Annotated in this window: 15 protein-coding genes and 1 tRNA gene; 6 read left to right on the top strand and 10 right to left on the bottom strand. The window is 70.2% G+C overall.

All coding sequences use genetic code 11. From position 1 onward, the window contains the following. Nucleotides 1–5 precede the first annotated feature (5 nt). Nucleotides 6–713 (bottom strand): glutathione binding-like protein, encoded by a 708-nt coding sequence (locus LGR69_RS07125; RefSeq protein WP_007561804.1) that lies wholly within the window; start codon nucleotides 711–713, stop codon nucleotides 6–8. 193 nt (nucleotides 714–906) lie between these two features. Further along, complete coding sequence (locus LGR69_RS07120) at nucleotides 907–1,845, bottom strand: SMP-30/gluconolactonase/LRE family protein (protein ID WP_230365596.1); 939 nt, start codon at nucleotides 1,843–1,845, stop codon at nucleotides 907–909. Between the two features lie 447 nt (nucleotides 1,846–2,292). On the opposite strand from LGR69_RS07120, the gene LGR69_RS07115 reads away from it, so the two are divergent. The 5 genes from LGR69_RS07115 (at nucleotide 2,293) to LGR69_RS07095 (ending at nucleotide 8,642) form a co-directional block, all read left to right on the top strand. Next, nucleotides 2,293–2,369, top strand: a tRNA-Pro gene (locus LGR69_RS07115). Between the two features lie 26 nt (nucleotides 2,370–2,395). Beyond that, nucleotides 2,396–2,707: an ETC complex I subunit gene (locus tag LGR69_RS07110; protein ID WP_007561800.1), complete on the top strand. Its 312-nt coding sequence runs from the start codon at nucleotides 2,396–2,398 to the stop codon at nucleotides 2,705–2,707. Between the two features lie 817 nt (nucleotides 2,708–3,524). Beyond that, a complete protein-coding gene (locus tag LGR69_RS07105; RefSeq protein ID WP_268868441.1) occupies nucleotides 3,525–5,087 on the top strand; it encodes a TolC family outer membrane protein in 1,563 nt (520 codons plus the stop codon). A 123-nt stretch (nucleotides 5,088–5,210) separates the two neighbouring features. After that, on the top strand, nucleotides 5,211–5,810 hold the full coding sequence (locus tag LGR69_RS07100) for a PopZ family protein (protein WP_230365595.1): 600 nt from the start codon (nucleotides 5,211–5,213) through the stop codon (nucleotides 5,808–5,810). Between the two features lie 114 nt (nucleotides 5,811–5,924). Then, nucleotides 5,925–8,642: a valine--tRNA ligase gene (locus tag LGR69_RS07095; protein ID WP_230365594.1), complete on the top strand. Its 2,718-nt coding sequence runs from the start codon at nucleotides 5,925–5,927 to the stop codon at nucleotides 8,640–8,642. Between the two features lie 203 nt (nucleotides 8,643–8,845). On the opposite strand, the gene LGR69_RS07090 is transcribed toward LGR69_RS07095, so the two are convergent. Next, entirely contained in the window at nucleotides 8,846–9,223 is a 378-nt protein-coding gene (locus tag LGR69_RS07090) for a hypothetical protein (RefSeq protein WP_230365593.1), read from the bottom strand. A 335-nt stretch (nucleotides 9,224–9,558) separates the two neighbouring features. On the opposite strand from LGR69_RS07090, the gene LGR69_RS07085 reads away from it, so the two are divergent. Next, nucleotides 9,559–11,103, top strand: coding sequence for a Do family serine endopeptidase (locus LGR69_RS07085; RefSeq protein ID WP_007561776.1), 1,545 nt, complete (start codon nucleotides 9,559–9,561; stop codon nucleotides 11,101–11,103). Nucleotides 11,104–11,322: 219 nt separating this feature from the next. Here LGR69_RS07085 and LGR69_RS07080 read toward each other — a convergent pair whose 3' ends face one another. From LGR69_RS07080 to LGR69_RS07050, 7 genes are all read right to left on the bottom strand, one after another. Then, nucleotides 11,323–12,123: a phosphorylase gene (locus tag LGR69_RS07080; protein WP_230365592.1), complete on the bottom strand. Its 801-nt coding sequence runs from the start codon at nucleotides 12,121–12,123 to the stop codon at nucleotides 11,323–11,325. A gap of 97 nt (nucleotides 12,124–12,220) precedes the next feature. Further along, nucleotides 12,221–14,218 (bottom strand): squalene--hopene cyclase, encoded by a 1,998-nt coding sequence (shc, locus tag LGR69_RS07075; protein ID WP_007561772.1) that lies wholly within the window; start codon nucleotides 14,216–14,218, stop codon nucleotides 12,221–12,223. 42 nt (nucleotides 14,219–14,260) lie between these two features. Beyond that, on the bottom strand, nucleotides 14,261–15,577 hold the full coding sequence (gene hpnE, locus LGR69_RS07070; RefSeq protein ID WP_230365591.1) for a hydroxysqualene dehydroxylase HpnE: 1,317 nt from the start codon (nucleotides 15,575–15,577) through the stop codon (nucleotides 14,261–14,263). After that, complete coding sequence (gene hpnD / locus LGR69_RS07065) at nucleotides 15,577–16,428, bottom strand: presqualene diphosphate synthase HpnD (protein WP_091865085.1); 852 nt, start codon at nucleotides 16,426–16,428, stop codon at nucleotides 15,577–15,579. The genes hpnE and hpnD overlap by 1 nt, the downstream gene beginning before the upstream one ends. Then, nucleotides 16,425–17,321, bottom strand: coding sequence for a squalene synthase HpnC (hpnC, locus tag LGR69_RS07060; RefSeq protein WP_230365590.1), 897 nt, complete (start codon nucleotides 17,319–17,321; stop codon nucleotides 16,425–16,427). The genes hpnD and hpnC overlap by 4 nt, the downstream gene beginning before the upstream one ends. After that, nucleotides 17,318–18,346, bottom strand: coding sequence for a hopanoid-associated sugar epimerase (hpnA, locus tag LGR69_RS07055; RefSeq protein ID WP_039902645.1), 1,029 nt, complete (start codon nucleotides 18,344–18,346; stop codon nucleotides 17,318–17,320). The genes hpnC and hpnA overlap by 4 nt, the downstream gene beginning before the upstream one ends. Nucleotides 18,347–18,473: 127 nt before the next feature. Then, the coding region (locus LGR69_RS07050) for a transketolase C-terminal domain-containing protein (RefSeq protein WP_328505087.1) at nucleotides 18,474–19,109 on the bottom strand (636 nt) is incomplete at its 5' end.

Genomic DNA, 19,109 nt, shown 5'->3' with positions numbered 1-19,109 from the left:
ACGGGTCAGCGCTTGGTGGTCGCGGCGGTCTGGCCGAACATCACCTTCTTGGCGTCCTCGCTCATGGTCTGGCCGTAATCGGGATTGACCTCGGGCGCCCGGGCATAGGCCGCCTGGGTGCCGGGCCGCTCCGCGATCGCGGTGAACCAGCGCTTGAGGTTGGGGTGGTCGTCGAGCTTTTGGCCCTGCTTCTCCCACGGCACGATCCACGGGTAGCAGGCCATGTCGGCGATCGAGTATTCGGAGCCTGCCACGAAGGGCCTGTCGGCCAGCCGCCGGTCGAGCACGCCGTAGAGCCGGTTGGTCTCGTTCACGTAGCGCTTGATCGCGTAGTCGATCTTCTCGGGGGCATATTGCGAGAAGTGATGGTTCTGGCCGAGCATCGGCCCGAGGCCACCCATCTGCCAGAACAGCCATTGCAGCACCTCGGCCCGGCCGCGCAGATCGCCCGCGATGAAGCGCCCGGTCTTCTCGGCGAGATACAACAGGATCGCGCCCGATTCGAACAGAGAAACCGGCGCGCCGCCGTCGGCCGGCTCGTCGTCGACGATCGCCGGCATGCGGTTGTTCGGGGCGATCTTGAGAAAGTCCGGGTTGAATTGTTCGCCTTTACCGATGTTGACCGGCTTGATCCGATACGGAACGCCGGCCTCCTCGAGGAACATCGTGACCTTGTGGCCGTTCGGCGTCGGCCAATAGTACAGATCGATCATCGGATTGTGTCCCGCTGACGCATCATCCCGGACGGTCGTGCCGGCGTTCGGAAACGATGATGCCAAAACAAAGCCCCGGCGCCTCCTCGGGGATCCGCGATCCGGAAGGAGGCCCGGGCCCCGGCGCTGGGGAGGTGGGCCTGCGACCCGCCCCGGTCAAGCATGGTCGAAGGCCCGCCGCGCCAGCGCGGCATCAGCCGCCGGCGCAGCCCTGGGTGTCCACGTAGAGGGCATAGAGCGACTGGCTCGCCGCCATGAACAGGCGGTTCCGGTGGCGGCCGCCGAAGCAGAGATTGGCGCAGCGCTCCGGCAGCCGGATGCGGCCGATCAAGCGTCCGTCCGGGTTGAACACCATCACGCCGTCGAGGGCGTGGTCGCCCATGCCCCAGCCGCACCAGAGGTTGCCGTCGGTATCGCAGCGGATCCCGTCCGGCGTGCCCGGCCCGGCATCGATCAGGACCCGGCGGTCGCGCAGGGCCCGGCCGCCGACCACGTCGAAGGCGACGATGCGCCGGGTCGGCTCCCCGCGGGATTCGACGAGATAGAGACGCGATTCGTCCGGCGAGAAGCACAGGCCGTTCGGCCCGGCGATGTCGTGCGCGACCACCTCCAGGGCGCCGGTCTCCGCGTCCAGGCGGTAGACGTTCTGCGGCAGCTCGGACTCGGCCCGCTCGCCCTCGTAGAACCCGGCGATGCCGAAGGTCGGATCGGTGAACCAGACCGAGCCGTCCCGGGCGGTGACGACATCGTTCGGCGAGTTGAGGCGTCTGCCGTCGAAGGAATCCGCCAGCACCGTGAGCGCCCCGTCATACTCGGTGCGCACGATCCGGCGGCCGCCATGCTCGCAGGTGACGAGCCGCCCCTGCCGGTCGCGGGTGTTGCCGTTGGCGAATCCCGACGGCCTGCGGAACACGCCGATTGCGTTGCTCTCCTCGTCCCAGCGCAGGATCCGGTTGTTGGGGATGTCGCTCCACAGGAGATAGCGCCCGTCCCCGAACCAGACCGGGCCCTCGCACCAGCGGAAGCCGGTGGCGAGCCGCTCGACCGCGGCGCTGAACACCCGGTAGCGGGCGAACGAAGCGTCGAGAATCTCGACGGCCGGATCGGGATAGAGCGCGCTCGGCGTCCACACGGGCTGATCTCCTCACACCGGCCGGTGGATCCGGCCAGGGCGTGACCGCGATACAAGATCGCCGCGGAGACGCCAGACGCAACGAGCCGCGTTGCCGAGGGTGCTGCGTCCGCAGCAGGTATCGAAGCGTATTGAGGACCGGCGATGAGCAGCGCAACGCCGTACACGGGAGCGACGAGGACCAAGATCCCCCACCGCTGGTCACCGCGCCGCGTCTCCACCGCCCCCCAATGGATATGCAGTCGGTTCGTCGGTGCGAGAATCAGCCCTCGCCGTCCCGATAAAGACCTTAGCCGCCGTTGAATTGTCTGACAAGTGATCGAAGGATTTTTGAGCGGCCCACGACTGCGGGACGGTTAATCCCGGCGTGGGATAGCCCCCGTGGCCCGGTGCCCCGTTGCGCCCGAACCGGCGAAACGCTAGGGATCGGAGCCCGTAACGGGGTGTCGGGGTGTGGCGCAGTCTGGTAGCGCACCTGGTTTGGGACCAGGGGGTCGTAGGTTCGAATCCTATCGCCCCGACCATTCGATCAGGAGCTTGTCGAGACCAGATGCCGAGCGCCCGCATCTTCCGCCCGTCCCGGGACGCCACCCAGTCGGGCATGGCCCGCACCAAGCAGTGGATCCTGGAATTCGACCCGACCAGCCCGCGTGAGATCGATCCGCTGATGGGCTGGAACGGGTCGGCCGACATGATGCAGCAGGTCCGTCTGGAGTTCGACACGGAGGAGGAGGCGGTGGCCTACGCCAAGCGCGAAGGCATCGCCTACCGGGTCGAGCAGCCGGCCAAGCCGGTCTCCCGCAAGGGCCTGTCCTACTCCGACAACTTCAAGTTCAACCGCACGGCCCCCTGGACGCACTGAGCCGTCAGCGGATCGATGGCGGCGTCCGGGTTCGGCACCGGCAGGCGGCTGGCCTTCGTCCCGGGGGCCTGATCTTCGGAGATCCGACTATTCCCCGCGCTGCGATGGCGCCCCGCCCTTCTCGCCCATAAGGGCGTCGCGAAGCGGTCTTGCGGCAGGCGTGGCCTGAAGCTGCACGATGCCTTGGCTTCTGCGCGACGGCGCGGGACGACCGGACCGAAAGCGGTATCGTCAGCCCTCCAAAGACTGAGATTGCCGGGGCAAATAGGCGGCTTAAGCCTGATTCACCGCAGCGTTGGACGGCTCGACACATCGAGACCGTGTCGACGACAGCGCAAACGGGGCAGACCTCGCCCATGCCAGCCGGAACGCGCCCGCGGAAGACGTGCCGCGGGTCGGGCGGCACGGGTCTTCTTCCCCTTGGCTCGGCACAATCCGAGCAGCGCCAACCCGTTCGAAACATGGGCGAAACGGCCGTTCGCGATGCCGGCCGTAGCGCCGTGGCGAGTGCGCCCCCGGGCCGGCCCGCCATGTGTCACCTTAATGCCCCAACGCGCCACATTTCGACGCCAGCGCCAGGCAAGCCCGAGCCAAACCGGCGGTTTTGCGCTAAGCGTGACGGTGGGGCGGGCTTGATCGGATCCCTGCGTAACGCCGTACCTTGGCCGTTTTCGTGGCGGACATCCGGACCGTTAAGAGACCGCAAGGGCTTGTTATCGTGACAATACGTCCACCAGCGAGTTGCCCCGCGCTCCGAATCATCGGAATAGCGTCCGGACTCGCGATTTTTGCGACGAATCCTTCTATTGCCGAGACATTGGAGAGCGCTCTCGCCAAGGCTTACCAGGGCAACCCGTCTCTGAACGCCGGCCGCGCCGGCGTCCGCGCGGTCGACGAGAACGTCGCCATCGCGCAGTCGGGCTACCGGCCGCAGGTCAATGTCGGCGCCTCGATCGGCGTGCAGTATCTCCAGACCCGCAGCGGCAGCTCCGTTTCCGCGGCCGCCGGGGCGACCAGCACAGGTGCGAGCACGGCCAGCACGGGAACCACCGGCGGCGGAACCGCGGGCTCCGCAGGAGCCTCGGGCCTCGGCGGCGCGGCCGCCGGCGCCACGACCGGGATCGGGACGGGCACCGCCGCGGGCGGGCTCGGCAACACCGGCACCTCGGCGGGCGGCCTGGCCTCGAACACCGCCGGTCAGGCGGCCGGCGGCGCGACCACGACCAACGACGTGACCTCCCAGGTCGTCACGTCGAACCGGACGACGCGCACCACCTACCTGCCCAGCAGCGCGAGCCTCACCGTCTCGCAGACCATCTTCAACGGCTTCCAGACCGACAATTCCGTCCGTCGGGCCGAATCCACCGTCTACAGCCAGCGCGAGACCCTGCGGTTCACCGAGATCACGGTGCTCTACAACGCCGTCCAGGCGTATATGAACGTGCTCAGCAACACGGCGACGCTGGAGCTCAACCGGAACAACGTCGAGGTTCTGGAGGAGCAGCTGCGCCAGACGCGCGACCGCTTCAACGTCGGCGAGGTGACCCGCACCGACGTCGCCCAGGCGGAAGCCCGGCTCGCCGGCGCGCGCTCCCAGGTCAGCGCCGCGGAATCGACCCTGCGCACCAGCATCGGCGTCTACCGCCAGAATATCGGCGTCGAGCCGCGCCAGCTGGCCCCGGGCCGGCCCCTGGACCGCTACGTCCCGGTCAGCCTCGACGCGGCGATCGCCATCGGCCTGCGCGAGCATCCGCAGGTCGTCTCGGCGATCCACGCGGTCGACGGGGCCGAGGCCCAGGTCAAGATCCTGGAAGGCCAACTCGCGCCGTCGCTCAGCCTGCAGGGCTCGCTCAGCCAGCTCTACGACCAGAACGGGCCGAACCAGAGCTTCTTCGTCGGGTTCGTCGGCGGCCGGCTCAACATCCCGATCTACGAGGGCGGCCAGACCTACGCGCAGATCCGTCAGGCCAAGGAGACGGTCGGCCAGTACCGCATCCAGGTCGATCAGGTCCGCGACCAGGTCCGGGCGCAGATCGTCGATTTCTGGGGCCGGCTCGAGGCCGCCAAGGCGCAGGTCATCGCGGCCCAGGCCCAGGTCCAGGCCAACGAGGTGGCGCTGAACGGCGTGCGCGAGGAGGCCCGCGTCGGCCAGCGCACCACCCTGGACGTGCTCAACGCGCAGCAGGAATTGCTGAACTCGCGGGTGAACCTCATCCTGGCCCAGCGCGACCGGGTGATCTTCTCCTACGGCGTGGTCCAGTCGATCGGGCAGCTCACCGCCCGCTTCACCGCCCTGCCGGTGGAGTACTACAGCGCCAAGATCCACTACGACCAGGTCAAGGATCTGTGGTTCGGCCTGCGCACCCCGGACGGGCGCTGAGGTCTTTTCCACGGGGAGTGTGTTGCAGGCGCGCTTGCCGCGACGAATTGGCATGGAATACTGTTTGACGAGCGGCCCGATCGGGTCATCTTCCGAACATCCCCTGCCCGAGCGCGCCTGTTGATGAGTGCAGCGAGCCCCAAGATCCCGGACTCGAAATTCCAGGACAAGGCTGCCGAGAAGGCGCATGAGCCTTCGATGGAAGAGATCCTGGCCTCGATCCGGAGGATCATCGCGGACGATCAGGCGGCCAAGCCCGCCGAGGTCGCGCCCGCGCCGGAGCCGGACGACGTGCTCGACCTCGCCGAGGTCGCCGAGCCGGTGATGCGGCCCCGCGCCGTGCCGCCGCCGGAGCCGACGCCCGAGCCCCTCGATTTCGACGCGATCGATTTCGGGGACGAGGCCTTCGCCGAACCGGAGCCCGCGCCGGAGCCCCCGCCCGCGCGGCCGAGCCCGCCGCCGCAGCCGGAGCCGGTCTTCCAGGCCCCGCCGCGGCCGGAGCCTGAGGCCGAGACCCTGATCTCGCCGGCAACCGACGCCAGCGTCAACGGCGCCTTCAACCTGCTGGCCCACACGGTCCTGACCCAGAACGCCCGCACCCTCGAGGATCTGGTCAAGGAGATGCTCCGGCCGATGCTCAAGTCCTGGCTCGACGACAACCTGCCGGCCGTGGTCGAGCGGCTGGTGCGCGCCGAGATCGAGCGGGTCTCGCGCGGCCGCTGAGCGGCCGGCCCGCCCGCCCGGGGGTCTGCCCGGTGCCGGGCGCGTGTTGACGGACGCGGCCTGACGGTCGAAAGCGGGTCCAACCTGTTGGACGAGCGCCGGCCCATACCCGCGATGATGGACAAGACCTTCGAGCCCGCCTCCGTCGAGGCGCGGATCTCCGCCGCCTGGGCTGAGGCGGACGCCTTCCGCGCCGGCCGGCCCGAGCGCGCCGGCGCCCCGCCCTACTGCATCGTGATCCCGCCGCCGAACGTGACGGGCTCGCTGCATATGGGCCACGCGCTCAACAACACGCTCCAGGACGTGCTGTGCCGGTTCGAGCGGATGCGCGGCAAGGACGTGCTCTGGCAGCCCGGCACCGACCACGCCGGCATCGCCACCCAGATGGTGGTCGAGCGCCGGATGATGGAGCGCCAGGAGCCCGGCCGCCGCGAGATCGGCCGGGCGGCCTTCGTCGAGAAGGTCTGGGCCTGGAAGGCCGAATCCGGCGGCGCGATCGTCAACCAGCTCAAGCGGCTCGGCGCCTCCTGCGACTGGTCGCGGGAGCGCTTCACCATGGACGAGGGCCTGAGCCGCGCCGTGCTCAAGACCTTCGTGGATCTGCACCGCCAGGGGCTGATCTACCGCGACAAGCGGCTGGTGAACTGGGATCCGAAGTTCCAGACCGCGATCTCGGACCTCGAGGTCCAGCAGATCGAGACCAAGGGCCATCTCTGGCACTTCGACTATCCGGTGGTGGATGAGACCGGGGCCGAGACCGGCGCGATCATCACGGTCGCCACCACCCGGCCCGAGACGATGCTGGGCGATACCGGCATCGCGGTCCATCCCGAGGATGCGCGCTACACGGCGCTCGTCGGCAAGCAGGTCCGCCTGCCCCTGGTCGGTCGCCTGATCCCGATCGTCGCCGACGAATATTCGGATCCCGAGAAGGGCACCGGCGCGGTCAAGATCACGCCCGCCCACGATTTCAACGACTTCGATGTCGGCCGGCGGCGCAATCTCGGGGTGATCAACATCCTCGATCCCGAGGGCCGGATGCTGCTCGACGGCAATGCGGCGTTCCTGGCCGACGCGTCGCCCGAGCCCGAGGCCCTGGCGCTTCACGGGCTCGACCGGGCGCAGGCGCGCAAGGAGGTCGTCGCCCTGATGGAGGCGCGCGGGCGCCTGCGCGCCATCGAGCCGAACACCCATGCGGTGCCGCACGGCGACCGCTCGGGCGTGGTCATCGAGCCCTATCTCACCGACCAATGGTACGTGAACGTCAAGCCGCTGGCCGAGCGCGCGCTCCAGGCGGTGCGCGACGGCCAGACCAAGTTCGTCCCCGAGAACTACGAGAAGATCTTCTTCCAGTGGCTCACCCATATCGAGCCCTGGTGCATCTCGCGCCAGCTCTGGTGGGGCCACCAGATCCCGGTCTGGTACGATGACGAGGGTGGGATCTTCGTGGCCGAGAGCGAGGCCGAGGCGCTGGCCCTGGCCGCGGCGAAGCACGGCAAGCCGGTGCCCCTGACCCGCGACGAGGACGTCCTCGACACGTGGTTCTCCTCCGCACTGTGGCCGTTCTCGACCCTGGGCTGGCCGGATTCGACCCCGGAACTCGCCCGCTTCTACCCGACCAACGCCCTGGTGACCGGCAAGGACATCCTGTTCTTCTGGGTCGCCCGGATGATGATGATGGGCCTGCACCTCACCGACCGGGCGCCGTTCGACACGGTCTACCTGCACACGCTGGTGCGCGACGCCTCCGGCGCCAAGATGTCGAAGTCGAAGGGCAACGTCGTCGATCCCCTCGAGCTGATCGATCAGGTCGGGGCCGATGCCCTGCGCTTCACCCTCTGCGCGCTCGCGGTCCAGGGCCGCGACATCAAGCTGTCCACCGACCGGGTCCAGGGCTACCGCAACTTCGCGACCAAGCTCTGGAACGCCGCCCGCTTCGCCGAGCTGAACGGCTGCCAGCTCGATCCCGCCTACGATCCGCGGGCGATCACCGGGGCGATCAACCGCTGGGCGCTCACCGAGGCCGCCCGGGCCGTGGGCGAGGTGACGGCGGCCCTCGAAGCCTACCGGTTCAACGATGCGGCGAGCGCCGCCTACCGGTTCGTCTGGAACATCTTCTGCGACTGGTATCTCGAGCTGGCCAAGCCCGTGCTCCAGGGCGAGGGCGTGGATCCGACCGTGCGGGCCGAGACCCAGACGACCGTGGCGTTCCTGATCGATCAGGTCGCCAAGCTTCTGCACCCGTTCATGCCGTTCCTCACGGAGGAGCTCTGGGCGATCAAGGGCGCGGCGCTGCCCGAACGCGGCCTCCTGACCCTCGCGGCCTGGCCGGATCTGGCCGGGCTCGCGGATGCCGGCGCCGAGGCCGAGGTCGGCTTCGTGGTCGATCTCGTCACCCAGGTCCGCTCGGCCCGTTCCGAGACCAGCGTCCCGGCCGCCGCGCAGATCCCCCTGGTGATGGTCGGGGCGTCCCCCGAGGTCCGCGCCCGGGTCGAGGCCTGGCGGGACACGCTGCTGCGGCTGGCCCGGCTCTCGGAGATCACCTTTTCGGAGACGCCGCCGAAGAACTCGGTGCAGCTCCTCGTGCGCGGCAGCGTCGCGGCCCTGCCGCTCGAAGGCATCGTCGACCTCACCGCCGAGGTCGCGCGCCTGAAGAAGGAGCAGGGCAAGGCGCAGGGCGAGATCAAGAAGATCGACGCCAAGCTCGGCAACGCCGATTTCGTCGCCCGCGCCCCCGAGGAGATCATCGAGGAGAACCGCGAGCGCCGGGAGGCCGAAGCCGCGCGGCTCGTGAAGATCGAGGAAGCGCTGGCCCGGCTCAGCGGGGATTAGGCCGCTGGCGCGGCCGCCTTAAGCCGCGTCGCGTAACCTGCGCGACCTTTCGATCCCGAAGCGCCCTCAACAGCGGGCATTGAAGGAGACCGCCAGGGATCGTTGATCTTTCTGGAGGGCTCCTTCGAGGCCTACGCTTTTGCGCCAGCTCCTCGGGATGAGGCCGGTGGTGGGACTGAGCCGCTGGATGGCCAAACCCGACCTCAACGGCGCGTGCCGAGCGGGCCGACGAAGGGATTGGGCGCGCTGAAGCTGCCATACGATTCGGCGGTCGAACCGCCGAAGCCGTCCCCGGCCGAGCCGCGCGGATGGGTGGAATAGTCGGGCGGCACGTAGATTCCGGCGCGGTTCCTGTAGCCCAACTTCAGATTGTCCGGGTTCGTCGTCGCAACGCCGTCGTCGTAGCGCCGCGTATCGACGTCTTCGATGGGATGGCGCTTCGTCTTCGTGGATTTCAGCTTGGTCCGATCGCCGGCAGCGGGCTTTTCATCGAAGTAGCTCCGATAATTCCCGTACCCATCAGCCGCCATCGCCCCGATGGTCGATCCGACCAGAATGGCAACCGCAAACACCGTCCTCATCGCCCCACCCTCACGCATCTCACGCGGCGCCGACCGACAGGACCGAAGGTTACGGCCGCCTGCCGGGATCGATCAGACCCTATCGCACGTTTCCGGAAGCGCCGGTGACAGGCGGCACAAGCCGCGGGCTCTTCCCGAGCCGCCAACGAGACTTGGCTTTGCCTGACCGCCCTCCGGGAGCCGGACACGGCAACCTCGTCTTCGCGGAGCTGGCGCACATGTCCAAACCGTAATTTGACCGCCACGCCGGGGTCAGGCGCCGCCCGTTAGACCGATCGCATCGACCGCCGCGTTCCCGGCGGCGTCCCGATCCATTCCAAGAGGTTGCGATCCCCATGACCGAGACCCGTCCTCAAAACCCGATCGCCGGCCGGACCTCGCGCCGCGCCCTCGCCTCGGTGGCAGCTGCCGCGCTGATCGCCGGCGGCGCCCTGGGCAGCACCCTCCCCTCCGTGACCCCGGCCTTCGCCCAGGCCCTGCCCAAGACCCCGATCGAGGCCCCGGAGCATCCGCCGGGCTCCTTCGCCGGCATCGTCAACAAGGTGAAGCCGGGCGTCGTCTCGGTGAAGGTCAAGCTCGACGATTCGGCGAGCAGCGACGACGATGACGGGCCGAGCCAGGGCCGCAACCTCCAGAACGTGCCGCCGCAGCTGCGCGAGTTCTTCCGGCGCTTCGGCCAGAACGGCCCGGGCGGCATGCCGGCGCAGCCGCAGCAGCGCCAGGGCTCGCGCGGCGCGGTCGGCTCCGGCTTCATCATCTCGGCCGACGGTTACGTGGTGACCAACAACCACGTGGTCGACCATGCCAAGACCGTGCAGGTGACCCTCGACGACGGCCGCACCCTCGACGCCAAGGTCATCGGCAAGGATGCCAAGACCGACGTCGCGCTCCTGAAGATCAACGAGGGCTCGAACTTCCCCTACGTCCAGTTCGGCAAGACCGCCCCGCAGGTCGGTGACTGGGTGGTGGCGATCGGCAACCCGTTCGGCCTCGGCGGCACCGTCACGGCCGGCATCGTCTCGGCCCGCGGCCGCGACATCGGCGCCGGCCCGTACGACGACTTCCTGCAGATCGACGCCCCGATCAACAAGGGCAATTCCGGCGGCCCGACCTTCAACGTCAACGGCGAGGTGGTCGGCGTGAACACCGCCATCGCGTCGCCGTCCGGCGGCAGCGTCGGCCTTGCCTTCGCGATCCCGGCCGAGACCGTGCAGGCGGTGGTCGACCAGCTCCGCACCGACGGCAAGGTCGCCCGCGGCTATCTCGGCGTCCAGATCCAGCCGGTGACGCAGGACATCGCCGAGGGGCTCGGTCTCGACAAGGCGAAGGGCGCCCTGGTGGATCATGCCGAGAGCGGCACCCCGGCGGCCAAGGCCGGCCTGAAGGCCGGCGACGTGATCGAGAAGGTCAACGGCGACACGGTGGACAGCGCCCGCGAGCTGTCGCGCCGGATCGCCAGCATGAAGCCCGGCGCCAAGGTCGAGCTGGGCTACCTGCGCGGCGGCAAGGCCGACACGGCGACGGTGACGCTCGGCGCCATGCCGACCGACGGCACCAAGGTCGCCAGCCGCGAGGACGATTCGGGCAACGGCCAGCCGCGGCTCGGCCTGAACCTCGCGCCGGCCGCCGATGTCGGCCTGTCCGAGCAGGGCGTCGCCGTGGTCCAGGTCGATCCGGACGGCCCGGCCGCCGCCAAGGGTATCGAGGCCGGCGACGTGATCCTCGATGTCGGCGGCCAGAGCGTGTCCCGCCCGGCCGACGTCGCGGCGCAGATCCGCGCGGCGGAGTCGAGCGGCCGCAAGGCCGTGCTGATGCGGGTCAAGAGCGGCAAGGGCCAGACCCGCTTCGTGGCGGTGTCACTGAGCAAGAACGCCGGCTGAGGCCGGTTCCCACCCGGCGCAGGATTCAGGTCTCCCGCGCCGGGCGACGCATCCGCCTGACAGACGCCGGCCGAAGAGGTCGGCGTCTTTTTTCGTTCAGACGTCAGGCTTGCCGCGGAGCCGGATGTCTTCTCCGGGCCTCCAGTTTTGCATTGTCGTCGCGCGCCGAGCGCCCCCGGGGGCCCTTGTTCGGAGAGGGCGCGCGTGATTGCTGATCTGTCAGCCGGACACCGGTTGCGACGGCGTCGGGATCCCGAGCCCCTTCCCCAACCGCGTTCGGCACTTCCCCAACGACGCGAAGGCGGCGTTGGAGTCGCGAGCCAGCCGCATCAGGTCGCCCAGCCGCGCCCTGCCCCGGGCGAAGGCGAAGAACACCGCGGCGATATCGGGCTCGCCGTCCGGGGTGAGCGCCTGGGCCGCGAAGGCCGGGAGCGCCTGGTTGGCGGGGTCGCAGATCACCCGCAGGGCCGCGAAGGGTAGGCCGTGGCGGCCCGCGAAGGCGGCGGCCACGTGGGATTCCATGTCGACGGCGGCGGCGCCGGTCTGAGCGCGCAGCTCCGCCTTGCCGTCGATACCGAGGATCGCGGTGTCGACGCCTGCGAGGTCGGCGGGGATCACCCGGGGGCCGATCCCCGCAAGGGCGTTGAGAAGGGTGGCCGAGAGGTCGAGATCGGCGGCGCGCCGGCCTTCCTCGCCGACGATTCCCGTCCCGACCACCACGTCGCCGGGTTTCAGGGACGGGTCGAGACCGCCCGCGATGCCGAAGCTGATCACCGCCCGGCAGCCGGGCTGCGGGCGGGCGTCGAGGAGCTGACGGAGGCGGTGCGGGTTGCCACCGGCGCCGACCGCCTCGACTCCCTCCCCGGCCGCGAGACGGCGCTCGCGGGCGAGACCGGTGACGGCGAGGACGGGGGCGGCGGGATCGATCATGGCGCGCTGGTGGACCAGTCCGGCGAGCTCCGCAAGGAGCCGCGAGCGCCGGGGGGCCGGCGCCGCGGGATCGTCGTCGGAGGTGGCCACGTGCGGGATACCGGGGTTCGCGGGCGGGAGGAGGTTGCGATCCGCTCCGGCGTCGTCCCGAACGGTGGCGCCGGCCCGGGGGCCGGCGCCGGGCGCGTCACATGCCGAACTGGACGCGGCGGCTGTTGGTGCGCTTGAGGTTGCGATAGCGGGCCATCGCCCAGAGCGGGAAGAACTTCGGGTAGCCATGGTACCGCAGGTAGAACACCCGCGGGAAGCCGGTGGCGGTGTAGCGCTCCTCGTTCCAGAACCCGTCCGCCCCCTGCGTGCGGGTCAGGAAGTTGATCCCGCGGGTCACGGCCGGGTCGTCGACCGCGCCGGCCGCCATCAGGGCGAGCAACGCCCAGGCGGTCTGCGAGGCCGTGGACGAGCCCGCCTCGAAGGCTGGGTCGATCTTGTACGAGGAGGCGTCCTCGCCCCAGCCGCCATCCGGGTTCTGGATGCGGATCAGCCACGACACCGCCCGCTGGATCCGCGGATCGGCGGAATCGACCCCGGCGGCGTTCAGGGCGCACAGCACCGACCAGGTGCCGTAGATGAAGTTCATGCCCCAGCGGCCGTACCAGGAGCCGTCCTCCTCCTGGTCGTTCAGCAGGTAGTTCACGCCGCGATCGAGCGCCCGGGAGGTCTCCCGGGTCTCGCCGAGCTGCGCCAGCATCCCGACCACGCGGGCGGTCACGTCCGCGGTCGGCGGGTCGAGGAGCGCGCCGTGGTCCGAGAACGGGATGTGGTTGAGGTACATGTGGTTGTTGTCGGCATCGAACGCCGCCCAGCCGCCATCCTCCGACTGCAGGCCCTCGACCCATTCCCGCGCGCGGGCGATCGAGGCCTTGTAGTCCGGCATGCCGGCGACCAGCCCGTGCTGGCGCATGGCCCGGTCCATCGCCATCACCACCACGGCGGTGTCGTCGAGGTCGGGATAATGGGGGTTGGCGTACTGGAACGCCCAGCCGCCCGGGCGGACCTTCGGCTTGCGTGCCGCCCAATCGCCGACGATGTCGAGCACCTGGCGGGGCTTCAACCAGTCGAGGCCGGCGCGGGCCTGGGCCTCGGCCTCGGGGCCGCCGGCCTCGAGCAGGGCGTGGCTGGCGAGCGCCGTATCCCAGACCGGCGAGACGCAGGGCTGGACGTAGGCCTCGTCGGCCTTCTCGACCACGAGCTTCTCGATGGCGTCGCAGGCCACGCGCACCTGCGGGTGATCGGGCCGGTAGCCCATCACCTCGTACATCAGCACCGAGTTGACCATGGCGGGGAAGATCGCGCCCAGTCCATCCTCGCCGTTCAGGCGCTCGCTGACCCAGGCGCGGGCCTTCTCCATGGCCCGCTGGCGGCTCTTGCGCGGCAGGCGGTCCTCGACCAGCTGCAGCATCCGGTCGATGAAGCCGAAGATCGGCGTCCACGGCCAGGTGGCGTGCGGCGAGCCCGGCCAGGTGCGGACGCTCTCGGGCGGGGTGATGAACAGCTCCTGGACGCTGATCCCGCGCGGGTTGCGGGCGCGCGGCTTGGTCGCCTGGAGCACGAACAGCGGCACTACGGTGGTGCGGGCCCAGTAGCTGATCTTGTCGAGGTGGAACGGGAACCACTTCGGCAGAAACATCACCTCCACGGGCATCACCGGCACGGCGCGCCAGGGCACCTCGCCGTAGAGGGCCAGCATGAAGCGGGTGAAGACGTTGGCGTTGGCGGCGCCGCCGCGGGACAGGATCGCCTCACGGGCCCGGCGCATATACGGCGCCTCGATATCCTCGCCGATCATCTTGAGGGCGAAATACGCCTTGACCGTGCAGCTCATGTCGAACGGACCCTCGTGGACGAGGGCCCAGCCGCCGTGCCGGCCTTGGGTGCGGCGCAGGTAATTGCCGATCTTGGCCTCGAGGCCGTCGGGAACCGGCGTGCCGCGGAAATGGTGGAACAGGACGTATTCGGACGGAATCGTGGCATCCGCCTCGAGCTCGAAGCAGATATGCCCGTCGTCATGCGCCAGGTTGATCAGCGAGCGCGTCGCCTGCGCCACGCCGCGCTCGACGTCGTCGAGCGAGATCCCCTGGGTCTTCGAGCGCTGAAGCGGCTCGACCTTGCTTACGGCCTCTCTCATGGTCCTCGCCTCGAACGGCCGCTGCGACGCGGCCGCCATGCCTCAAGCGGCGCCCAATGCGCCTGATACCGGCGCGCGTAGCCCGGCGCGCACGGAGGATCCGTGACGCAGCGCACGCGCGGCCGTCTTGCCCGAGCGGATCGCTCCCTCGATCGTCGATGGCAGACCGGTGGCGGTCCAATCGCCTGCCAGGACGAGATTTTCGTAGGCGGTTTCGGCCCCCGAACGACGCGCGGCCTCGGCCGGCGTCGCCGCGAAGGTCGCACGCTTCTCCTTTACGATCTGCCAGCTGGGCAGTTCCGGGGCAAGACTGCACAACTGTGCGATCTCCCCCCAGATCTGGCGGGCCAGGTCTTCCCGGGGCACGTCGAGGAGCCGGTCTGCACCGCTAATCGTGACCGAGTACCGGTCCGGATAGGCGAAAAGCCACTCCGTGAGGGCGTTTACGACGCCGAGAACGAGCGGGCTGCCGGGCTTCGGCGCCAGGGCGAAATGCGCGTTCACGATGGAGCGGAATTCCACCGGGGCGAGGAGACCGGGCAACACCTCCCGGGCGACCCAGGGCGGCAGCGCGAGCACGATTCCGTCCTCGGGGCCGATCGGCTCCGGGCCGTCGGAGAACAGGAGCTGCCCGACGCGGCCGTCTGTCCCCTCGAGGCCGCGGAGGCGCCGGCCGACGCGGATCTCGCAGCCCCAGGCGGTCAGGTAGCGCAGGGCCGGGTCCACGAAGGCGTAGGACAGGCCCTCGACCGCCACCAGCGGGCGGCAGGCCTTGCCGCCGGCACCCAGGGTCTCGCGTAGGATCCGGGCGGCCAGCCCGACATCGCTGTCCCGCGGCTCGGTGTTGAGCGCGGCCAGCAGGACCGGGTGCCAGAGCCGGGCGTAGAGATCGCCCTCGCAGGCCATGCTCTCGCCGATCGTGCCGCCCGCACCCTCCGGCTTGCCGGAGGCCGCGCGCAGGATCCCGAGCGGGGCGAGATAGTCCCGGGCCCGGGTGCCGGGGACGCGCCGCGACGGGCTCATCACCCACCAAGGCAGCCGCCCGGCATTGGGGCGCAGGCGCCAGGTCTCGCCGGTCTTCAGGTCGGCGAAGTCGAACGCCGCCTCGTCGGGGCCGACGAGCGCGTCGGCGGGGGCGCCGACGGTCTTGAGGAAGCCCAGCGCGTCGGCATTGCCCGACAGCAGCAGGTGGTTGCCGTTGTCGATGGTCAGCCCGAGGGCCGGATCGTAATAGGAGCGGCAGCGCCCGCCGGCCTGCTTGGCGGCCTCGTGCAGCACCACCTGGGCGCCGGTCTCAGCCAGCGCGACGGCCGCGGAGAGGCCGGCCAGGCCGGCGCCGACGACGTGGATGCGTCCCATCAGATCAGGCCATGCCGGAGGACGACGGCGAGCAACGCGAGCTTGCCGGGCTTCACCCGGGCACGGGGCATCGCCCAGCCGCGCGCGATCACCGCCTTGAGGTAGAGGTGGTAGGCCGCGGCCATCAGCCGAGCGGCCTTGGTCGCCTTGCGCGGGCTGCGCCGGATGATCTCCCAGGTCGCCTGGTAATGCTCCTCGGCCTCCCGGGCCACCGACAGGCAGACCTCGCCGATGCGCGGATGGCTGATCGCCTCCATGGGGGTCGGATCGGTCAGGCCGATGGCGGCCAGCTTCTCCCGGGGCAGGTAGAGGCGCCCGCGCTCGGCATCCTCGTCGATGTCCCGGAGGATGTTGGTGAGCTGGAGCGCCCGGCCCTGGTGCCAGGCGAGCCGGATCCCGTCCGCCTCCGGCATGCCGAAGATCCGCACCGACAGCCGCCCGACCGCGCTCGCGACCCGGTCGCAGTAGAGGTCCAGGGTCTCGGCGTCGGGGGCGACGATGTCCTCGACCGCATCCATGGCCATGCCGTCGATGACGGCCTGGAAATCCTCGCGCTTGAGGTCGTAGCGGCGCACGGGCTCGACGAGGTCGCGCACCCGCGGCGCCGGCCGGCCGGCATAGAGCGCGTCGATGTCGGCGCGCCAGCGGTCGAGCTCGACCTGGCGCACCGCCCGGGGGCCGCCATCGTCGGCGACGTCGTCGACGGCGCGGCAGAAGGCGTAGACGGCATACATCGCCTCGCGCCGCTCCTTCGGGAGCAGGCGCATGGCCGTGTAGAACGAGGAACCGGCGGCCGGCAGGGCCGGGGCGGCGGAATCCTCGGCGGGGGCGGTGGTCGCGGTGGCGCTCACGAGCGGATTCCCTGAGCCGCGCCCCGCACGATCCGGCCCCGGAAGGGCCGGCGCGCCAGGGTGGCGGCGACGCCGCCGAGCGCGGTGAGCGCGAAGGCGGCCTTGCCGTGATGGACTTTTTCCGAGAGCGGATCGCGCGTGGTCAGCCCCTTGGCGAGCACCACGGCGAGGCGGTGGATCGCGGCGATCTCCAGGGAGAGCCGCAGATCGTCGATCAGGTCCGGCAGGACGGCGCCCTCCTCGAGCAGGTCGAGGCAGCGCTGCGCCAGCTCGGCGATCACCGCCCGGAGAGGCGGGCTCGCCTGCGGCGCCCCCAGCATCGCCACCGTAGCGCCGTGCCGGTCGAGGGCGTCCTGCGGGAGGTAGACCCGGTCGAGGTCGGCGTAATCCTTGCCGCAATCCTGAAGGTGGTTGATGATCTGGAGCGCCGCGCAGATCGCGTCGGAGGCCGGCCAGACCCGGGCCGGGTCCTCGCCGTGCACGTCGAGCACGAAGCGCCCGACCGGCATCGCCGAGTAGCGGCAATAATGGATCAGCTCGTCCCAGTTGGCCGTGCGGTTCTTGCGCGCGTCCATCCGGAACGCGTCGAGCAATTCCAACGCATGGCGGGGCGGCAGGCCCCGTGCGGCGAGCTCGCGCTTGAGCGGCTCCGCCTCGGGGTCGGACGGGCCGGCGCCGGTGAGCGCATCGGCCAGCCGGTCGAGCAGCGCGAGCTTGCGCTCGGACGTAAGGTCCGCGTGGTCGGCCACGTCGTCGCCGGCGCGGACGAAATTGTAGAAGGCCAGGATCGCGCCGCGGCGGCGCGGGTGGATCAGGTGCGAGGCGACCGGAAAGTTCTCGTCGCGGTGGCCCTTGCCGGAGCGCGCCGCGGTCGCGGTGTCGAGCTGGCTCATCCGAGATACCCGGCCTGGCGGAACCACGTGATCGCGTCGGACAGGCCCTCGCGATAGGGCCGCGCCGTATAGCCCAGCTCCGCCCGGGCCTTCTTGTCGGAGAAGAACATCCGGTAGCGGGACATGCGGATGCCGTCGATGGTGGCAAACGGCTGGCGGCCGGTGACCCGGGCGGCGAGCTGGGCGAAGAACGCCACCGGGTAGACCGCGGCCCGCGGCAGGTTCACGGTCGGGGGCTTGCGGCCGACCATGCCGGCGATGTCGGCGAGCATCTGCGACAGGAACACGTCCTCGCCGCCGAGGATGTAGCGCTCACCAATCCGGCCCTTGCGCAGAGCGAGCAGGTGGCCCTGGGCGACGTCGTCGACATGGGCGAGGTTGAGCCCGGTATCGACGAAGGCCGGCATCTTGCCGAGCGCCGCCTCCTGGATGATCCGGCCGGTCGGCGTCGGCTTGACGTCCCGGGGACCGATCGGCGTCGATGGGTTGACGATCACCGCCGGCAAGCCGTCCCGGGCGATCATCTCCTCCACCACGCGCTCGGCCACGACCTTGCTGCGCTTGTAGGCGCCGATGGCGGTCTCAGGCGTCAGCGGCATGGTCTCGTCGGAGGGGGTGACCCCGTCAGCCGGCGGTTTGATGGTGGCGACGCTCGACGTGTAGACCACCCGCTCGACTTGCGCATCGAGGGCCGCGCGCATCATCAGGCGGGTGCCGTCGCGGTTGGTGCGGACGATCTCTTCCATATCCGGCGCCCAGAGCCGGTAATCGGCGGCGGCGTGGATCAGGTAGCGCTGGCCGCGCATGGCGGCGGCCACGGCCGCCGGGTCGCGCATGTCGCCCTCGGCGATCTCGACGTCGGTCCAGGTCAGGTTCCGGCGCGGGCTCGAGGCGCGCACGAGGATGCGCACCGGGAAGCCGGCCCGGCGGAACACGTCGACCAGGGCTGAACCGAGGAACCCGCTCGCGCCGGTGATCAGCACGGGGCCGACCTCGGACGGGCCGGAGGAAGTGGCCTCTACCATCACATGTTCAAAGCGTTGCGGAATGCCGGCGCGGGCGGGGGACCCCGCCGCGCCGCGCTTGTGTCATCGAACCGTCCGGGCGGCAAGCGAGGCGCGGACCCGCGTCCCCCGCCCGCTCGCGCCGGGATCAGGCCAGGCGCAGGCGCGAGCGGCCTTCCTTGCGCTCCGGCAGGGTCGCCAGCGCGGTCTTGACGATGGTGGCGGCGTCGAGGCCGGCCTCGGCGTACATCTTCTCCGGGCTGTCGTGGTCCTGGTACAGGTCCGGCAGCGTCAGCGTCCGAACCCGGACCCGGCCCGCATCCAGCGCGCCCCGCTCCGACAGCAGGTGCAGCACCATCGCGCCGAACCCGCCGCGCGAGCCCTCCTCGATGGTGATCAGGACCTCGTGGCTCTGCGCCAGATCCAGGATCAGCGCCTCGTCCAGCGGCTTGGCAAAGCGCGCATCCGCCACCGTCACCGCAACGCCCTGATCCGACAGCGTATCGGCCGCCTTCAAAGCCTCGGACAGGCGCGTGCCGAGCGACAGGATCGCCACCCGCGCCTCTGCGTCCTGGCGCACCATCCGGCCCTTGCCGATCGCCAGAGCCTCGCCCCGCTCCGGCAGCTCGACGCCCACGCCCTCGCCGCGCGGGTAGCGCAGCGCGATCGGGCCCGAATCGTGCGCGTGCGCCGTCGCCACCATGTGCACCAGCTCGGCCTCGTCGGCCGCCGCCATCACGGTCATGTTCGGCAGGCAGCACAGATACGCCAGGTCGAAGGCCCC

The organism is Methylobacterium brachiatum (genome assembly GCF_020523825.1).
In the GTDB taxonomy this organism is placed as follows: domain Bacteria; phylum Pseudomonadota; class Alphaproteobacteria; order Rhizobiales; family Beijerinckiaceae; genus Methylobacterium; species Methylobacterium brachiatum.
This window is presented reverse-complemented; position numbering and strand designations above follow the sequence as displayed.